The organism is Nitratireductor aquimarinus (genome assembly GCF_017255295.1).
Classification (GTDB): Bacteria; Pseudomonadota; Alphaproteobacteria; order Rhizobiales; family Rhizobiaceae; genus Nitratireductor; species Nitratireductor aquimarinus.
Genome location: NZ_JAFKDE010000001.1, coordinates 23,309 through 38,883 on the forward strand (window position 1 = coordinate 23,309; position 15,575 = coordinate 38,883).

The following is a 15,575-nucleotide window of genomic DNA, read 5'->3' on the forward strand; positions in this document are numbered from 1 at the left end:
TGCGTAAAGCACAGGCTTCGCCTGACTGGCGGTGTGCAGGGCGGAGTGCGGGTTAGTGGAAACACCGCAATCGCCTGCCTTACGATCCTATCATTCATGGATCGCCAATGAGACGCTGGAGGACTATTCGCTGCGCTATGCGGCGCGGTCGTTCCGGCGCTGGTCTCCGTTCGTCATCGCCAACACAGCGCTCGGCGGCATCTCGTTTCTGGCTCTGGAGGCAATCGGCGGGGCGATCACGCTCAGCTACGGGTTCGCCAATGCGTTTCCCGCCGTTCTGATCACCTGCCTGTTCGTCTTCGTGACGAACCTGCCCATCGCCTATTATTCCAGCCGCTACAACATCGACATGGATCTGCTCACGCGCGGAGCGGGGTTCGGCTATATCGGCTCCACCATCACGTCGCTGATCTATGCGACCTTCACCTTCATCTTTTTCGCGCTCGAAGGCGCGATCATGGCGCAGGCGCTGAAGCTGTTCGCGGATGTGCCGCTGGTGCTGGGCTACATCATCTCATCGCTCGTCATCATTCCCATCACCTTCATGGGCGTGACGATGATCAGCAAGTTGCAGATGGTCACCCAGCCCATCTGGATCGCAATGCTGCTTGCGCCTTTCATCTACATTGCGGTCGCCCATCCCGAAACGCTCGATCAGTGGATGGCGTTTGCCGGCAGCGAAACGCCGGATGGCGGGTTCGATGTGCTCGCCTTCGGTTCGGCCATCGGTGTTCTGTGCGCGCTCTCGATCCAGATCGGCGAGCAGGTGGATTATCTGCGCTTCCTGCCCGACAAGACGCGCGAAAACCGCTGGCGCTGGTGGGCGGCGGTCATCTCCGCCGGTCCCGGCTGGATCGTGGTCGGCGGTTTCAAGATCCTGTGCGGCAGTCTTCTGGCCGTGCTTGCGGTCTCGGCCGGCCTCTCGCCATCGACGGCGCTCGAACCGATCCACATGTATATCAAGGCCTATGAATATGTGAGCGACGATCCGCGCACCGTGCTGGCGCTGGCGGCGATCTTCGTTCTCATTTCGCAGGTAAAGATCAATGTGACGAACGCCTATGCCGGCTCGCTCGCCTGGTCCAATTTCTTCTCGCGCGTCACCCATTATCACCCCGGCCGCGTGGTCTGGCTGATCTTCAACATCCTGATCTCGCTGCTTCTGATGCTGCTCGGCATCTTCCAGACGCTTGAGCTGGTGCTGGCGGTCTATTCGGTCATCGCCGCCGCCTGGATCGGCTCCATCTTCGCCGATCTCGCCATCTTGAAGCCGATGGGCGTCAGCCCGCCCTTCACCGAGTTCAAACGCGCCTATCTCTACGATTTCAATCCGGTCGGCTGCGGGTCGATGGCGTTTGCCTCGCTGTTCGCGATCATCTGCTTCATGGGCAGTTTCGGCGATCTGGCGGAAGCCTATGCCGCCCCCATCGCCTTCTTCACCGCGCTTTCGAGCGCGGTGCTGATCGGCGTGGCGACACGCGGCCGCTATTATCTCGCCCGTCCGCGCGTGCCGCTTGCCGAGCCCGACAAGCCGGTGGTGCGCTGCGAGATCTGCGAACTGGAATATGAGCGGCCGGACATGGTGCACTGCACTTTCTACCGGCGTCCGATCTGCTCGCTCTGCTGCAGTCTCGATTCACACTGCCACGATGCCTGCAAGGTTCCCGGCGCAAATCTGGAAGCGCCGCATTATCTGGGCCGCGCCCTGCGCAGCAAGATCGCGCCACGCATGACGCAGCGCCTGCTCAAGGTGAGCGGCGTTCTGTTCTCGCTGGCGGTGATGACGGCTGCCGTCTTTCTGCTGACCTACCGCTTGATCGAGCCGACCGCGCTTCAGCCGCATGTGGAAAGCGGCGCGCTTCTCCTGCGGGTGTTTCTGGCGCTCCTGCCGCTGCTCGCCATCGGCGCGTGGTGGATCGTTCTTTCGCACGAAAGCCGCGAGCTTGCGGAGCGCGATCTGGTGACATCGCTTGAAAAGCTTCGGCAGGCGCAGCAGGAGCTCGCCTCCAATGAGCGTCTGGCGGCAATCGGTCAGATCACCGCCACGGTCAGCCATGAGCTGCGCAATCCGCTGGGCACGATGGTCACCTCCGCCGATATTCTGCGCCGCTCGCTCAAGAACGCGGATGAGCCCGTCACCGGCGAATTGCAGCGCCTGCAACGCAATGCCTGGCGCTGCGTGCGCATCATCGAGGATCTTCTGGACTTTTCACGCAAGCACGCGCCCGTCATGTCGCCCGTCGCCATCGACCGCTGGGTCAAACAGCAATTGAGCGAAGAGGATCAGGAGATCGCGCATCTCATCACGCTCAGGCTTGATGCCGGGTGCGACGTGCTTGCCGATGCAGAGCGTCTGCGGCAGGCCTTCTCCAATGTTCTGCAGAATGCGGCGCAGGCCTGCGAGGAACGCGGGAAGCAAAGCGGTCAGATCATTATCTCCACGCAGCGTCTGCGCGACCGCGTCTACCTGTCGGTGTCCGATAATGGCGGCGGCATGTCTCAGGATGTGGCCGAGCGCGTGTTCGAGCCGCTGTTCAGCACCAAGGCGTTTGGCGTCGGGCTCGGCATGCCGCTCGTCAAGCGCATCATGGAGCAGCATGGCGGCGATGTGCTCATCGAAAGCCAGAAGGGTGTCGGCACCACCGTATCGCTCGTTCTGCCATGTGCGGGAGCGCGCAAGGCATGACTGATCGTGAACTCGACCTCCCCGCAGAAGTCATCGGCGAACATCCGTTGCGTGAAACCACACCGGCGGAAGACCATTGCGTCCTGATTGTTGACGATGACGAGGATTTCGCCGCCAGCCTGTCGGGCCTCCTGAAACTCGAAGGCTACAGGATCGTGGTTGCCCACGATCCGCAGGCAGCACTCGCCTTCCTTGAAGAAGCGCGGATCGCGGTCGCCCTGGTCGATGTGCGGCTCGGCACCGGCAATGGCGTCGATCTGGTGCGCCAGATCCGCCAGCGCGAACCGGACGTGGTGTGCGTGATGGTCACCGCCTACGCTTCCATCGATACTGCCGTCGAGGCGTTGCAGGCCGGCGCCTATGACTATCTCTGCAAGCCGTTTCACAGCGAAGACCTGCTTGCCACGCTCGCCCGCTGCTTCGAGCGCATCCGGCTTCTGGAAGAAAAGCGGCTGGCCGCCGAGCGGCTCGGGCAGAAGCAGCGCATGGAGGCGATGGGCCAGCTCACCAGCGGCATCGCGCATGACTTCAACAACATACTCGCCGTTCTCCTGAGCAATCTGCGCTGGCTGGAAGAGCGGCTGGCCGACCAGCCGGAACTGGCCGAACTGGTCACCGATGCGCTCGAGGCCACCAGGTCGGGTTCCGAACTCACCGACCGCCTGCTGCGCTTTGGCCGCCAGCGCGCGAAAGACATTGCCGTGGTGCAGCTTGGCGAGGCGCTTCCGCCCCTGATGCGGGTTCTGGGGCGCACGCTGGGGGATACGGTGTCCGTTTCGCTCAATGTCGCAGACGGGTTGAACAGCGTGCTCATTCCCGCCGGTCAGCTGGAGCCGAGCCTCGTCAATCTGGCGCTCAATGCGCGCGATGCGATGCCGGGCGGCGGGAGCCTGCATTTCGACGCGTCGAATGTGATCGTTCGCCCGGAGGATGCGCGCGTCGCTTCGGGGCTGTTACCGGGGCGCTATGTGCTCCTGTCGGTGCGCGATACCGGTCATGGCATGCCGGTGGCGGTGCGCCGCCGCGCGCTCCAGCCCATGTTCACCACCAAGCCGCCGGGGCAGGGCAGCGGTCTTGGCCTGTCGATGGTGGATGGCTTCGTGCGGCAGGCCGGTGGCCGTCTCGGCATTCTCAGCACGCCGGGCAAGGGCACCAGCGTCAATCTGTATTTGCCGGCGCACTATTCCTCGGACTGAGGCGCGAACATGTAACCGACACCGCGAATGGTCTTGATAAACTGGGTGTCGCGGGCATTGTCGCGCAGCTTGCGGCGGATCTTGCCGATCATCACGTCGATGCTGCGGTCATAGGGGTTCCAGTTGCGGTTGGCGACGATGTCGAGGATCTGCTCGCGCGAAAGAACACGCCCGCGCCGCTCCACCAGCGCCGCCAGAAGCTGGAATTCCTGGCTCGTCAAACGCACCGATTCTCCCCGGGGTGAGGAAAGCTGATGCCGTGCGGGATCAAGTTGCCAGCCGGCAAAGCACATGATCGGCGAGCGGCTTTTCTCCTGCGGTTCCGGCATGCTGATGCGCTTGGCGAAGCGGCGCATGACGGTGCGGATGCGGGCCAGAAGTTCGCGCGGCTCGAACGGCTTGGTCACGTAATCGTCTGCCCCCAGCTCCAGGCAGACCACCTTGTCGATCGTGTTGTTCTTGCCTGAAAGCATGATCAGCGGCAGGTCGTGCTGGGCGCGCAGGCCACGCGCCAGCGAGACACCGTCTTCGCCGACCGGGAAGGTCAGATCGAGAATGACGAGATCGAAGTCCTCATCCGCCATTGCGCGGCGCATGGAGCGGCCATCCTCGGCGCTTGTCACGGCATAGCCTTCGCTCGTGAGGAAACGCTGAAGAAAGCGCCGAAGACGCTGATCATCATCGACAACAAGTACGCGATGTTTTTCGTCCGTGATCCCCATGGCTCATACGATAGTCGCAAACGGTTGCATCGGTCGAGGAGGGAGTTTGCTCCGGTCTTTTGGAAAATGCGCGTTTTGTATCCGGCCAAAGGTAACCGGGGCGGGCAAGGCGCTGGCGGCTCTGGATGCGCCCATGGCAAATGACTGAAATTCAGAGCTTATTTCAGGCTGTTCAAGCGAAAACGAATTCTCCGGAATGTCCCTGGGCGGTTACAAAAAATTACAAAGCGGGCGTTCTCCAGAGCCAATCGGCTTACAGTCCAGACCTAATCTTCTCCGGCACGGTTTCGTCCGGTCGCATCTTGCGGGCGGGCGCAAAAATGACGGGGGGCTCGACACTGGAACCTCCGACTGGCCGTTCAAGAGGAGGAGACCTATGCCTAAAACAGTGTTTTCAGTCGATCTCAACAAGGCGCCCGAGGATCAAGCGATCAAGACGCACAATCGCTGGCATCCCGACATTCCGATGGTTGAGACCTTCAAGCGCGGTGAGGTGTTCCGCGTCGAGTGCTACGACTGGACCGGTGGTCAGATCGGCAACAATGACAGCGCCAACGACGTGCGCGATGTCGACCTGACCCGCGTTCACTATCTGAGCGGTCCGTTCGGTTTCGAGGGCGCAGAGCCAGGAGATCTGCTGGTCGTCGACATTCTCGATATCGGCGCAATGCCTGAATCCGAATGGGGCTTCAACGGCCTGTTCGCCAAGGAAAATGGCGGCGGCTTCCTGACGGAGCACTATCCGAACGCAACCAAGTCGTGCTGGGATTTCCAGGGCATTTACACGACCTCGCGCCACATTCCGGGCGTGCGCTATCCGGGCATCATTCACCCGGGCCTGATCGGCTGTCTGCCCGATCATGCGCTTCTGGCCGAAGCAAACCGCCGTGAGGAAGAGCTGGTTTCGACCGATCCGAACCGGGTGCCGCCGCTGGCCGCACTGCCTTATTCCGACACTGCGCTCATGGGCCAGATGTCGGGTGATGCAGCACGCAAGGCGGCGGAAGAAGCGTGGCGCACCGTGCCGCCGCGCGAACATGGCGGCAATTGCGACATCAAGAACCTGTCGCGTGGCTCCAAGGTCTATTTCCCTGTCTATGTGAAGGGTGGCGGTCTCTCCATGGGCGACATCCACTTCTCGCAGGGCGATGGCGAAATCACCTTCTGCGGCGCCATCGAAATGGCCGGTTGGATCGACATCAGCGTCGATGTCATCAAGGGCGGCATGGCGAAATACGGTGTCGTCAACCCGATCTTCAAGCCGAGCCCGATCGATCCGCATTTCGATGATTACCTGATCTTCGAGGGCATCTCGGTCGATGAGCACACGGGCGAACAGTATTATCTGGACGCCCATGTGGCCTATCGCCGGGCCTGTCTCAACGCCATCGAGTATCTGAAGAAGTTCGGTTACACGGGCGAACAGGCCTACAGTATCCTCGGCACAGCGCCGGTGGAGGGCCGAATAGCCGGCATTGTGGACATACCGAATGTGTGCGCCACGCTGGCCATTCCGACAGCGATTTTCGACTTCGACATCAATCCGAACTCGACCGGGCCGACCAAACAGGTCTCCGGCGTGGATGTCGCGCGAACAAGCTGAGTGGCCTGGAGCATCGGGCGGGGAGGCGCAGGCCGCCTCCCGGTTGTTCCGGTGCTCCGTCGGGCCGTTTTCAAAAGAAACGAGTGGGACAGCCGGGGTGGGACCCGGCTGAACCCGCCTTTCGGGAGGAAGAGCTGCCATGCTGCTCGGGTTTGCCTTGCTTTACGTCGGCGCCGTCCTGTTTCTCAACGGGCTGTGGCTGATGGGAAAGATCGACGACAAGGAAATTGTCGTCATCAATGTGGTGTCCGGCTTCGTCACGCTCTGCGTCGCGCTGGCTTCGGCATTCGGCGCTGCGGCGGATGCCGCGTCGATCAAGTCTGCGGCGCTGACGCTGCTGTTCACCACCACCTATCTCTGGGTCGCCTACAACCGCGTGGTCGCGGTGGATGGCCGCGGGCTCGGCTGGTTCAGCCTGTTCGTGGCAATTACCGTCGTGCCCATCGCGATTGAAGGACTGGCCGGCGCGCAGACCTTCACCGACACCTGGCTCGGCCTCAACTGGGCCATCTGGGCGGTGCTCTGGTTCATGTATTTCCTGCTGCTTGCCCTCAAGCGTCCGATCCTGCAGGCCACTGCGGTTGTCACGCTCCTCACGGGCATCATCACCGGCTGGCTGCCGGGGTTCCTGCTGCTTCAGGGAATGCTCTGAGCTTTTTCGTGCGGCGGCGTCAGGCCGCCGCACCATGCGAGACAGAATTTTCGGAGACCAACATGCCGCTTTACAATTATGTTTGCGAAGATTGCGGACCTTTCGACGAGTGGACGTCCATGGCTTATGCAGGCAATGCATGCGCCTGCCCGAGCTGCCAGACGCCGAGCAGTCGCGATGTGGCCGCGCCAAGCCTCAGCCTCATGAACGGCACGCTCCGGCGCGCGCTGGCGCGCTCGGAAAAAAGCGGCAGCGAGCCGCGCGTGGTCAAGAAGGAACATCTGGCCGGTTGCGGCTGTTCGCTGTGCAATATCGGCAAGAAGGGCCCGCCTTCTCCACGCAAGAAATGGATGATCGGCCACTGCTGAGTTCGCGCTCGCGTACACAGGCCTTCAGGCCGATTCAGGGTGCTTTTCAGGCAGACGGCGCCCCCGCATTCCGGGGGCGCCGTCCGCCTGTTTCATTTTGTCGCCAGATTTGTTGAAACGGTGCGCTTTATGATTTCTGCAAATTGGCGTAATTCCTTCTACAAGGGGCAAGTTATTGATATTTTAGAGTAATTTTATGATTCATAAGCTTTGGCGTCGTGCGGCGTCTTTCAGCATTCTGGCGGTTGTCGCTGCACCGGTTCTTTTTGCTCTTGAGCCCCATTCGCCCGCGCGGGCTGCGGATGTCAGTCAGTTGGCAGAGCCAGTCGCGACAATCGAAGCCGAAGCGCAGCGGCTCATGCAGGACCACGATCTTCCCGGTCTTGCAATCGCGGTCACGGTCGGGGGGGAACATCGCATCTTCAACTACGGCGTCGCTTCGCGTGAAAGCGGTGCGGCGGTGGATGACGACACGCTGTTCGAGATCGGCTCGATCAGCAAGACCTTCACCGGTCTGCTTGCGGCCTACGCGCATGTGCAGGGAAAGCTCTCGCTTTTCGACGAGGTCAGTTCGCGCCTGCCGGCGCTTGAAGGAAGCGCTTTCGATGCCGTGCGCATTCTGGAACTGGCGACCCATACGAGCGGGCTCGAACTCTTCCTGCCTTCGGGCGTGGACAGTCAGGACGCGCTTGTCGCCTATTGCAGGGGCTGGGAGCGTCGCTATTCGCCGGGTACGGAGCGCACCTATTCCAATATCGGCATCGCGCTTCTCGGTTCCATCGCGGCCGACGCCCTGCAGCGGGACTATGACGATGCCCTCGCAAATCTGCTCCTGCCGAAGCTGGGGCTCGCAAACACCTATACGCAGGTTCCTCCTGACCGGATGAAGGACTATGCGCAGGGCTATACGACGGAGAACGAACCCGCCCGCCTGTCAGACAATGCGCTGGCCTCTGCACCCTACGGCGTCAAGACAACGGCGACAGATCTCATCCGCTATGTCGAGGCGCATATGCAAAGCGGGGATCTGGAGCCGGATATGCAAAGCGCCATCGGTCAGGCGCTCACCGGCTATTACAAGGCCGACGCCATCACGCAGGATCTGGTCTGGGAGCAATATGCCTATCCGGTCAGCCTGAAGCGTCTGCTCGATGGCAATTCCAGAAGAATGGCGCGCGACGATGTTCCTGCCATGCATCTGAAGCCGCCATTCCCGCCGCGCCGTAAGGTGCTCGTCAACAAGACCGGTTCCACGAGGGGCTTCTCGGCCTATGTGGCGTTTGTGCCGGGGCGCAGGATCGGCGTGGCCATTCTGGCCAACAGGAATGTGTCGGTGCGTGACCGGGTGCGGGCAGGGTATCGCATTCTTGCAGCCCTGAAGCAGGCACAGCCGTGACAGGGCCATTCGCCGGCAGGCGGGAGAGGCCCGCCGGCGAACGATTGGTGGGTTATCGACGCGCCACCAGAGGCACGTAGTTTTCCAGGTCCGGGTTCGGGAAACGCACCGTGTCGCCGGTCTCCGAAGACAGGTAGAGACCCATCAGAATTTCCAGAACGGCAACGCCGTCGGCAAAGGTTTCCAGCGGCTCCTCGCCCTTGCGGAAGCACTCCACCATGTGCCGGTTTTCATCCGTGTAGCCATAGATCCCGGCCTCGTCCTCCAGCACGGGCATCAGGCCCTGTTCGGCATTCTGCTTCTCGACCAGATCCTCGCCTTCCTCGCCCTTCACTTCACGCGACATGAAGATTTTCAGGCCGGTGCCGAGCGAGTTGAACTCCATGGCGTATTCCGGCCCAAGCAGTTCCAGCTGGATGCGCAGACCCGCCCCCACATAGGCCCAGGAGGTTGTCGTCTCGATCATCAGCTCGTTGCCGTCCTCGTCCTCCAGGATCACATTGCCGCGCGCAAAGTCCTCGGAGGGGCGGTTGGCGTAATCCACTTCCGGGCCGAAGCGGTTCTTCAGGTCTTCGATATAGCGCGGGCGTGTCCATTTGAGGTTGGCCACGGTGCCATGCACGGCCTTCAGCTTCAGGGAATCCCGCTTCCTGCCGGGTTCCGTCAGAAGGTGCCGGGCCACTTCAACGCTGTGGCACATCATGTCGAGCAGAACGCCGCCGCCTTGCTTGTCGCCCTGCCAGAACCACGGCTCGTGCGGGCCGGAATGCTCTTCTGCCGCGCGCGCCAGATAGGGGCGTCCGGTGGTGGAGGCGGCACGCCGCCAGATGATCTCCTTGCCGCGCAGGACCGGCTGGGCGAAGACCTGGTTTTCCAGATAACCGTGGTTCAGCCTGGCGTCTTCCACGAGCCGCAGCATCTCACGCGCATCGGACAGCGTGCGGGCAAGCGGCTTTTCGCAGGCCACCGCAAACACTTTGCTGCGCCCGGAAACGACTTCGTCATGGATGGTGCGCATCGTCTCGAGGCGCGTGTCGTTGGGGGAGAGAATCCAGACCGCGTCCACATCTTCGGCCTGCAGCATGGATGCCAGACTGTCATGGCTCTTGCAGTCGCCCAGCCCCAGTTCCGCCACCAGCTTCACGATGCGTTCGCGGTTCTCCGCCTTGCGGCTGTAGACGCCGGTCACGTCGACATGGCGCACGCCGAGCATGGACCGCAGATGGAATTCGGCAATGAAGCCGGTGCCGACAAGGCCGATGCGCAGGCGTTTTCCGGGCTGTGCGGACATGGTTGTTTCCCCTTTCATTCTGTTTTCGGTGGTGCGGTGGTGCCGCGCACGCGCAGCGTGGCTGGCAGCACCACGGGTTCCCTGGGCACGGCGGCCCCTGAAAGCATTTCGAGCAGCATGCCCATGGCCTGCCGGCCGATGTCGGTGCGCGGCTGGCGCACCGTGGTCAGCGGCGGGTAGAACGCTTCGCTCAGATAGAGATCGTCGAAGCCGACGACGGACACATCGCCGGGCACGTCGCGGCCGATCTCGCGCAGGTGATGAACCGCGCCGAAGGCCATTTCGTCATTGGCCACGAAGATCGCGGTCGGCGGTTCGGCGAGTTCGAAAAGCGCCTTGCAGGCCGCAGCCCCGCCATGCAGCAGGTAGTCGCCGCGCTGCTCATAGCCTTCGGCAATCGCAAGGCCGGCATTGCGCATGGCGCGGCGATAGCCCTCCTGTCGGCGAAGGCTCATCACTTCGGGAACCGGCCCGGAAATATGGGCGATGCGCCGGTGGCCAAGTCCGATCAGATGCTCCACCGCCTCGCAGGAGGCGGCCACATTGTCGATCTGCACATGCGGAAAGCCGGAGCCTTCAATGGTTTCCAGCGCCACCACGATGGGCGCATTGGGCGGCAGCCTGTTGCGCGCGCCCTCCTGCGCCGGCAGCTTGCCCGTCATCAGGATCATGCCGTCGGCATGACCGTCGCGCAGCATGTCGAAATACTCGATCTCGCGCTCGGGATCGTTCTCTGTATTGCCCATCAGCACCGAGTAGCCGGCGGCGCGGGCGGTGGCCTCCACGCTCTTCAGAATGTCGAGATAGAACGGGTTGCCCACATCGCGCACCACCATCAGCACCGCCATGGAGCGGGCTGTGCGCAGGCTGCGGGCGCTGGCGTTTGGCCGATAGTGCAGGGCGTCCGCTGTTTCGCGCACCCGCGCGCGCGTCTCCTCCGTCACCAGATCGCTGCCGCTCAGCGCGCGCGACACGGTGGCGGATGAAACGCCCAGCGCCTCGGCAATGTCCTTGATCTTGGGTCGACGGTTCATGCGCGCAGGCCCCGACCGCGGCCATAGAACAGCATCAGCACCAGAAGCGTGGCGCCAAACACCATCTGCCGTCCGGATTCATCGATGTTGATCGTGGTCAGGATGCTTTGCAGCACCACCAGCAGAACCGCGCCGGCCATGGTGCCGGTATAGCCGCCCTTGCCGCCGGAAAGCGGGGTTCCGCCAAACACCACGGCGATGATCGATGGCAACATGTATTGCTCCCCTACATTTGCGAAAGAGGAGCCGGAATAACCAAGCAGGCAGAGCCCGGCAATGGCGGCGAACACGCCCGACAGCATGAAGAGAGCGATGCGCGTGCGCCGCACGGGCACACCGGCCATGAAGGCCGCCTGCTCGTTGGAGCCGATGGCGTAGATGCGCTGGCCGAACACGGTGCGGTGCAGGATGAAGGCCATCAGCAGGCCAACCCCGATCCACAGCCAGATGATGCCCGGCAGGCCCAGCAGGAATGGCCGGGTCACGAATTCCGAAAGGGCCGGGGCTGCGCGACCGGAGGGAATGCCCTGCCGGATCACCACCAGAAGCCCCTGAAGCACGCCCAGCATGCCAAGCGTCATCACCAGCGGGGGAATGCGCAGCAGCGTCACGCCGAGCCCGTTGAACAGGCCGAACAGCGCGCCGGTCGCCACGCAGGCCAGAATGGCTAGCGGGATGCCGCCATCCATGCCGTTCATCACATTGCCGGCCACAATGGCCGAAAGCGAAACCACGCCGCCGACGGACAGGTCGATGCCCTCGCGCCCGCCCAGAATGACGAGGTTCTGGCCGGCCGCGACAATGCCCAGCAGCGCCGCCACGATGAGGAGCCGCAGGATTTGCCCGCCCGAGGCGAAGCCCGGCGAAAGCGTGTTGCCGAGAAACAGAAGTGCTGCGATCAGCACCAGTGCGATGGTGAGCGGGTTCTTGGCAATGTCGATCAGCCGGTTCATGCGCGCCCCCTGCGGCTGACGAGAACACCCACCATCAGCGCGGCGAGAATGGCGAGCCCCTGCACCAGGTTCTGCCAGTGCGAGGGGGTGCCCGCGAAGAAGACGAGCGAATTGATGAGCCCGATGATCAGCGCCGCGATGACGGAGCCTGCAACCGTGCCAAACCCGCCGGAAAGAGCGCTGCCCCCAAGCACCACGGCGGCAACGCTGAACAGCGTCATCTTCGCGCCGACCAGCGGGTCGCCGCTTGCCGTGTCACCGGTGATGCAGAAGGCGGCAAGGGCAGCGAACACGCCACACAGCGCATAGCCGCCAATGCGGATCGCGGTGACGGGAAGCCCGCTCTGGAAGGCCGCCTGCTGCCCGTCGCCCACCGCCAGAAGCTGCGTGGCAAGCCGGGTGCGGGCCAATAGATAAAGCAGGATTGCAAGCGCCACAGCGGCATAGAAGACAAAGGGAATGCCCAAGAAACTGCCGCCATAAGTGCGCCAGAAAACGGTCGGTGCGGGCATGCCGGCCACCGGCAGGATCACCAGCGCCAGCCCTGTGAAGAAGATGCTTGTGGCGAAGGTGGCGACGATGGCCTGCAGGCGCAGCGCCGCGACCACGAAACCGTTGACGAGGCCGCAGGCCAGTCCGACGAGAACACCCACGCCGAGCGCGGCCAGCACCGAGAGCCCCCCACCGCCCATATGCTGCATCAGCACGATGATCGTCACATTGACCAGCGAGGCGATGGCGCCGACCGAAAGGTCGATGTCGGCGGCATAGACCACATAGGTCTGGGCAACCGCCAGAAGCATCAGCGCCATATAGGTGCGCACGAGGCCCGTCAGCGAGCGAAAACTCAAACTGTTGGGCTCGAAGATGCCGTTCAGCACCAGAAGCACCGCGAAAATGAGAAGGGCAGGCAGGAACGGAAAGCGCCTCAAAAGCGTGCCGAAACCGCCGCCATCCTGTTTTGTAAGAGAAGCGTTGGTCGTCATCATGCCGCCTCGTAGGCTGCCTGGTAGAGATTGTAGCGGGTGCGCTCCGCGCCGCTCAGCTCCCGGCTCACCGCGCCGCCGTTGAACACGAGAATGCGGTCGGCATTGTTCAGGAGCTCGGCGTCTTCCGACGAATAGAGCACGATGGCGAGCCCTTCCTCGGCGAGCCTGCGGATCAGCGCGAAAAGGTCTGTCTTGGCCGAAAGATCGATGCCCTTGGTCGGGTCGTCGAGCAGCAGGATGTCGGGCTTGTCGATCAGCCAGCGGGCGATCACGATCTTCTGCTGGTTGCCGCCCGAAAGCGAGCCGATGGAATGGGAAAGCCCGGCGAATTTCGTGTTCAGCGCCTTGAGCGCCGGCAGCGCCTTTTCAGCGAGCTGCCCCGGGCGCGCCAGCACGAGCCTGTTGCGCAGCGCATGGATGGGCGTGACATTTTCGAGGATCGGACGTCCGGTGATCACCCCGTCGCGGCTCCGGTCGCCGGAAACATAGGCCACGCCCTGGGCGATGGCGCTGCGCGGGCTGTCGGTGCGAAGCCGCTCTCGTGCTATCCGCGCTTCGCCGGCACTGGGCGGCGGCGCGCCGAAAAGCGCCTTCAGGAGAGCGGACTGGCCCTGTCCGTGCAGGCCGCCGAGGCCCAGGATTTCGCCCCGTCTGACCGTAAAGCTCACATCGCGAAAGCCTGCGCCGGTGAGGTTCTCAACCGTCAGCGCCGCATCGGTGGATGCTGCCTGTGCGGGTGGCGCAGCTTGCTGTGGGGCGGCAAGCTCTTCCTGCTCGCCCACCATCATGTGGATCACGGCCTCCGGCGTCGTTTCCGCAATGGCCATCGTGTCGATGGTCTCGCCATCGCGGATCACGGTCACGCGGTCGCCGATGGCGAAGATCTCGTCCATGCGGTGTGAGATGAAGACGATGCTGCGGCCGTCATTCCTGAGGTCGCGCAGGATTTCGAAGAAGCGGTCCACCTGCGCGCGGTCGAGGGCGGAGGTGGGTTCGTCGAAGATCAGGACCGGCGCTTCCGTCGCCAGCGCCTTCATGATCTCCACCAATTGCCGCTGGTCGGCGCGCAGATCGCCCACATTCGTGTCGGCCCTGAGTTCCGCACCGGCCACGGCCTCGAACAGCGCGATGTAGCGTTCGGCCTTTTCGCGCAATGCCGCCCGGTCGATGAAGAACCCGCTCTGCTTCGGCAGGTCGGGCAGGCAGATGTTTTCGGCCACGCTGCGATGATCGGCGAGGCTCAGTTCCTGATAGAAAATGCCGATGCCCAGCGCCTGCGCCGCACGCGGCCCGCTCACGGTCACCGCGCGCCCGTCGAGCAGCACATCGCCGGCATCCGGGCGCACGCTGCCGGCCACGATCTTGCAAAGCGTGCTTTTGCCGGAGCCATTGGCGCCGATCAGCACATGCACTTCGCCGGTGTCCAGTTCAAGGTCGCCACGGCGTAGCGCCAGCGTGGCGCCGTAAGCCTTGCTTACACCGCTGAGCTTCAGTTTGGTCATGTCTACATCAATCGCTGAAAGGCCGGCGTCAGTCCCTCATCCGCCCGCCGCGCCTTCTCCCGTCAACGTCGCGAAGGAGAATGGCCGTGGCGTGGATGTCTCCCTCTCCCCGCATGTGGGGAGAGGGTGAGGGCGAGGGGCCTTTTCCGGCATCGTCCTATTTGAACAGCGCTTCCGCGTCGTCGATGGAAAGCGAGCTCGTGTAGGAATAGTAGCCCGGCTTTCCGTCAACGGAGGCGGCCACTTCTTCCAGATTGTCCGAACTGATGAACGGGATCGGCAGATAGAGCGCGTTCTCATACTGCCCTGCCTTGGCCGGCTCCTTCAGTTCACGTCCCTGCAGCATCAGCACGGCCACATTGAGCGCGCTTGCCATCACGCCGGGCGGGTTCACCGAAGCGCCGGAGTTCAGCTTGTTCTCGGTCCAGATGTCGATGAAGTCCTTGCGGATTTCGCCGGTTGCGGCGATGTCGCCAGCCTTGTCGGCGTCCATGATGGAGCGCCATGCGCCGGCGGCCATGCCGTCCTGCACCCAAACGCCGTCAATGTCGGGATAGGTCGCGAGCAGGTTCTGCATGGCCTGCTGGCCCTGCGCCTGATCCCAGTTGGCGTTCACTTCATTGACGATCTCGATACCGTCATGCTCGCCGAACACTTCGCGGTAGCCCGCAACGCGCATCTCGTTGGCCGGGTGCCCGGCAACGCCGTTGATGGCGACGACCTTGCCTTCGCCGTTCAGCGTGTCGGCCAGCCATTTGGCGCTTTCCATGGCCCAGCCCTTCTGGTCGATGCCCACGTAAAGGGCGTCGGGCGAAGAGACTTCGGCATCGGTGGCGATCACCAGAATGCCGGCTTCCTTGGCCTGCGCGAACACCGGGTCAAAGGCGGTCGGGCTGTTGGGGTTGATGATGATGGCGTCAACGCCCTGGCTGATGAAGTTGCGCACATGCGCGATCTGGCCGGGCACGTCGACATTGGCGCTCTGGGCGACCACTTCGACATTCACGCCCTTGTCCTTCCAGGCGGCGGCGGCTTCCTCGGCCTCCTCGATCATCTGGGTGCGCCATTCGCTGCCCACCCAGCCGTTCGACAGACCGATCTTGAAGTCCTCGGCCAAAGCCGAAAGCGCAGTGCCCGCAAGGGCAGCGGCGGTTACGGCAGCAATTGCCAGTTTTTTCATGAA

13 protein-coding genes are annotated in these 15,575 nt (G+C 62.9%); 6 read left to right on the forward strand and 7 right to left on the reverse strand.

What is annotated here, in order from left to right:
* Positions 1 to 55 precede the first annotated feature (55 nt).
* Together JYP46_RS00110 and JYP46_RS00115 are read left to right on the forward strand one after the other, a co-directional pair.
* Positions 56 to 2,686: an ATP-binding protein gene (locus JYP46_RS00110; protein WP_206546875.1), complete on the forward strand. Its 2,631-nt coding sequence runs from the start codon at positions 56 to 58 to the stop codon at positions 2,684 to 2,686.
* Positions 2,683 to 3,882, forward strand: a complete 1,200-nt coding sequence (locus JYP46_RS00115; RefSeq protein WP_113154084.1) for a sensor histidine kinase — start codon at positions 2,683 to 2,685, stop codon at positions 3,880 to 3,882. Before JYP46_RS00110 ends, JYP46_RS00115 begins: the two co-directional genes overlap by 4 nt.
* Here JYP46_RS00115 and JYP46_RS00120 read toward each other — a convergent pair.
* Complete coding sequence (locus JYP46_RS00120) at positions 3,867 to 4,604, reverse strand: response regulator (RefSeq protein ID WP_206546876.1); 738 nt, start codon at positions 4,602 to 4,604, stop codon at positions 3,867 to 3,869. The two genes, JYP46_RS00115 and JYP46_RS00120, sit on opposite strands and share 16 nt — an antisense overlap.
* Positions 4,605 to 4,980: 376 nt before the next feature.
* Between JYP46_RS00120 and fmdA the strand changes: the two genes are divergently transcribed.
* The 4 genes from fmdA to ampC all read left to right on the forward strand — a co-directional run bounded on the left by fmdA (position 4,981) and on the right by ampC (position 8,623).
* Positions 4,981 to 6,207, forward strand: coding sequence for a formamidase (gene fmdA / locus JYP46_RS00125; RefSeq protein WP_007007629.1), 1,227 nt, complete (start codon positions 4,981 to 4,983; stop codon positions 6,205 to 6,207).
* Positions 6,208 to 6,346: 139 nt separating this feature from the next.
* On the forward strand, positions 6,347 to 6,859 hold the full coding sequence (locus JYP46_RS00130; protein WP_206544545.1) for an AmiS/UreI family transporter: 513 nt from the start codon (positions 6,347 to 6,349) through the stop codon (positions 6,857 to 6,859).
* A gap of 62 nt (positions 6,860 to 6,921) precedes the next feature.
* Positions 6,922 to 7,227: an FmdB family zinc ribbon protein gene (locus tag JYP46_RS00135; protein ID WP_206546877.1), complete on the forward strand. Its 306-nt coding sequence runs from the start codon at positions 6,922 to 6,924 to the stop codon at positions 7,225 to 7,227.
* Between the two features lie 196 nt (positions 7,228 to 7,423).
* Entirely contained in the window at positions 7,424 to 8,623 is a 1,200-nt protein-coding gene (gene ampC / locus JYP46_RS00140; protein WP_206546878.1) for a class C beta-lactamase, read from the forward strand.
* Between the two features lie 52 nt (positions 8,624 to 8,675).
* Here the strand turns inward: ampC and JYP46_RS00145 are convergent, their stop codons facing one another.
* The 6 genes from JYP46_RS00145 to JYP46_RS00170 all read right to left on the reverse strand — a co-directional run bounded on the left by JYP46_RS00145 (position 8,676) and on the right by JYP46_RS00170 (position 15,572).
* Positions 8,676 to 9,914 (reverse strand): Gfo/Idh/MocA family protein, encoded by a 1,239-nt coding sequence (locus JYP46_RS00145; RefSeq protein WP_206546879.1) that lies wholly within the window; start codon positions 9,912 to 9,914, stop codon positions 8,676 to 8,678.
* Positions 9,915 to 9,928: 14 nt separating this feature from the next.
* Complete coding sequence (locus JYP46_RS00150) at positions 9,929 to 10,948, reverse strand: LacI family DNA-binding transcriptional regulator (RefSeq protein WP_113154089.1); 1,020 nt, start codon at positions 10,946 to 10,948, stop codon at positions 9,929 to 9,931.
* Positions 10,945 to 11,901: an ABC transporter permease gene (locus tag JYP46_RS00155; RefSeq protein WP_206546880.1), complete on the reverse strand. Its 957-nt coding sequence runs from the start codon at positions 11,899 to 11,901 to the stop codon at positions 10,945 to 10,947. The genes JYP46_RS00150 and JYP46_RS00155 overlap by 4 nt, the downstream gene beginning before the upstream one ends.
* The gene (locus tag JYP46_RS00160; protein ID WP_222473777.1) at positions 11,898 to 12,890 is read right to left on the reverse strand and encodes an ABC transporter permease; all 993 of its coding nucleotides are present in this window, start codon (positions 12,888 to 12,890) and stop codon (positions 11,898 to 11,900) included. Before JYP46_RS00160 ends, JYP46_RS00155 begins: the two co-directional genes overlap by 4 nt.
* Entirely contained in the window at positions 12,887 to 14,392 is a 1,506-nt protein-coding gene (locus JYP46_RS00165) for a sugar ABC transporter ATP-binding protein (RefSeq protein ID WP_206546881.1), read from the reverse strand. The genes JYP46_RS00160 and JYP46_RS00165 overlap by 4 nt, the downstream gene beginning before the upstream one ends.
* Before the next feature lie 157 nt (positions 14,393 to 14,549).
* A complete protein-coding gene (locus tag JYP46_RS00170) occupies positions 14,550 to 15,572 on the reverse strand; it encodes an ABC transporter substrate-binding protein (protein ID WP_113154093.1) in 1,023 nt (340 codons plus the stop codon).
* Between the last annotated feature and the right edge of the window lie 3 nt (positions 15,573 to 15,575).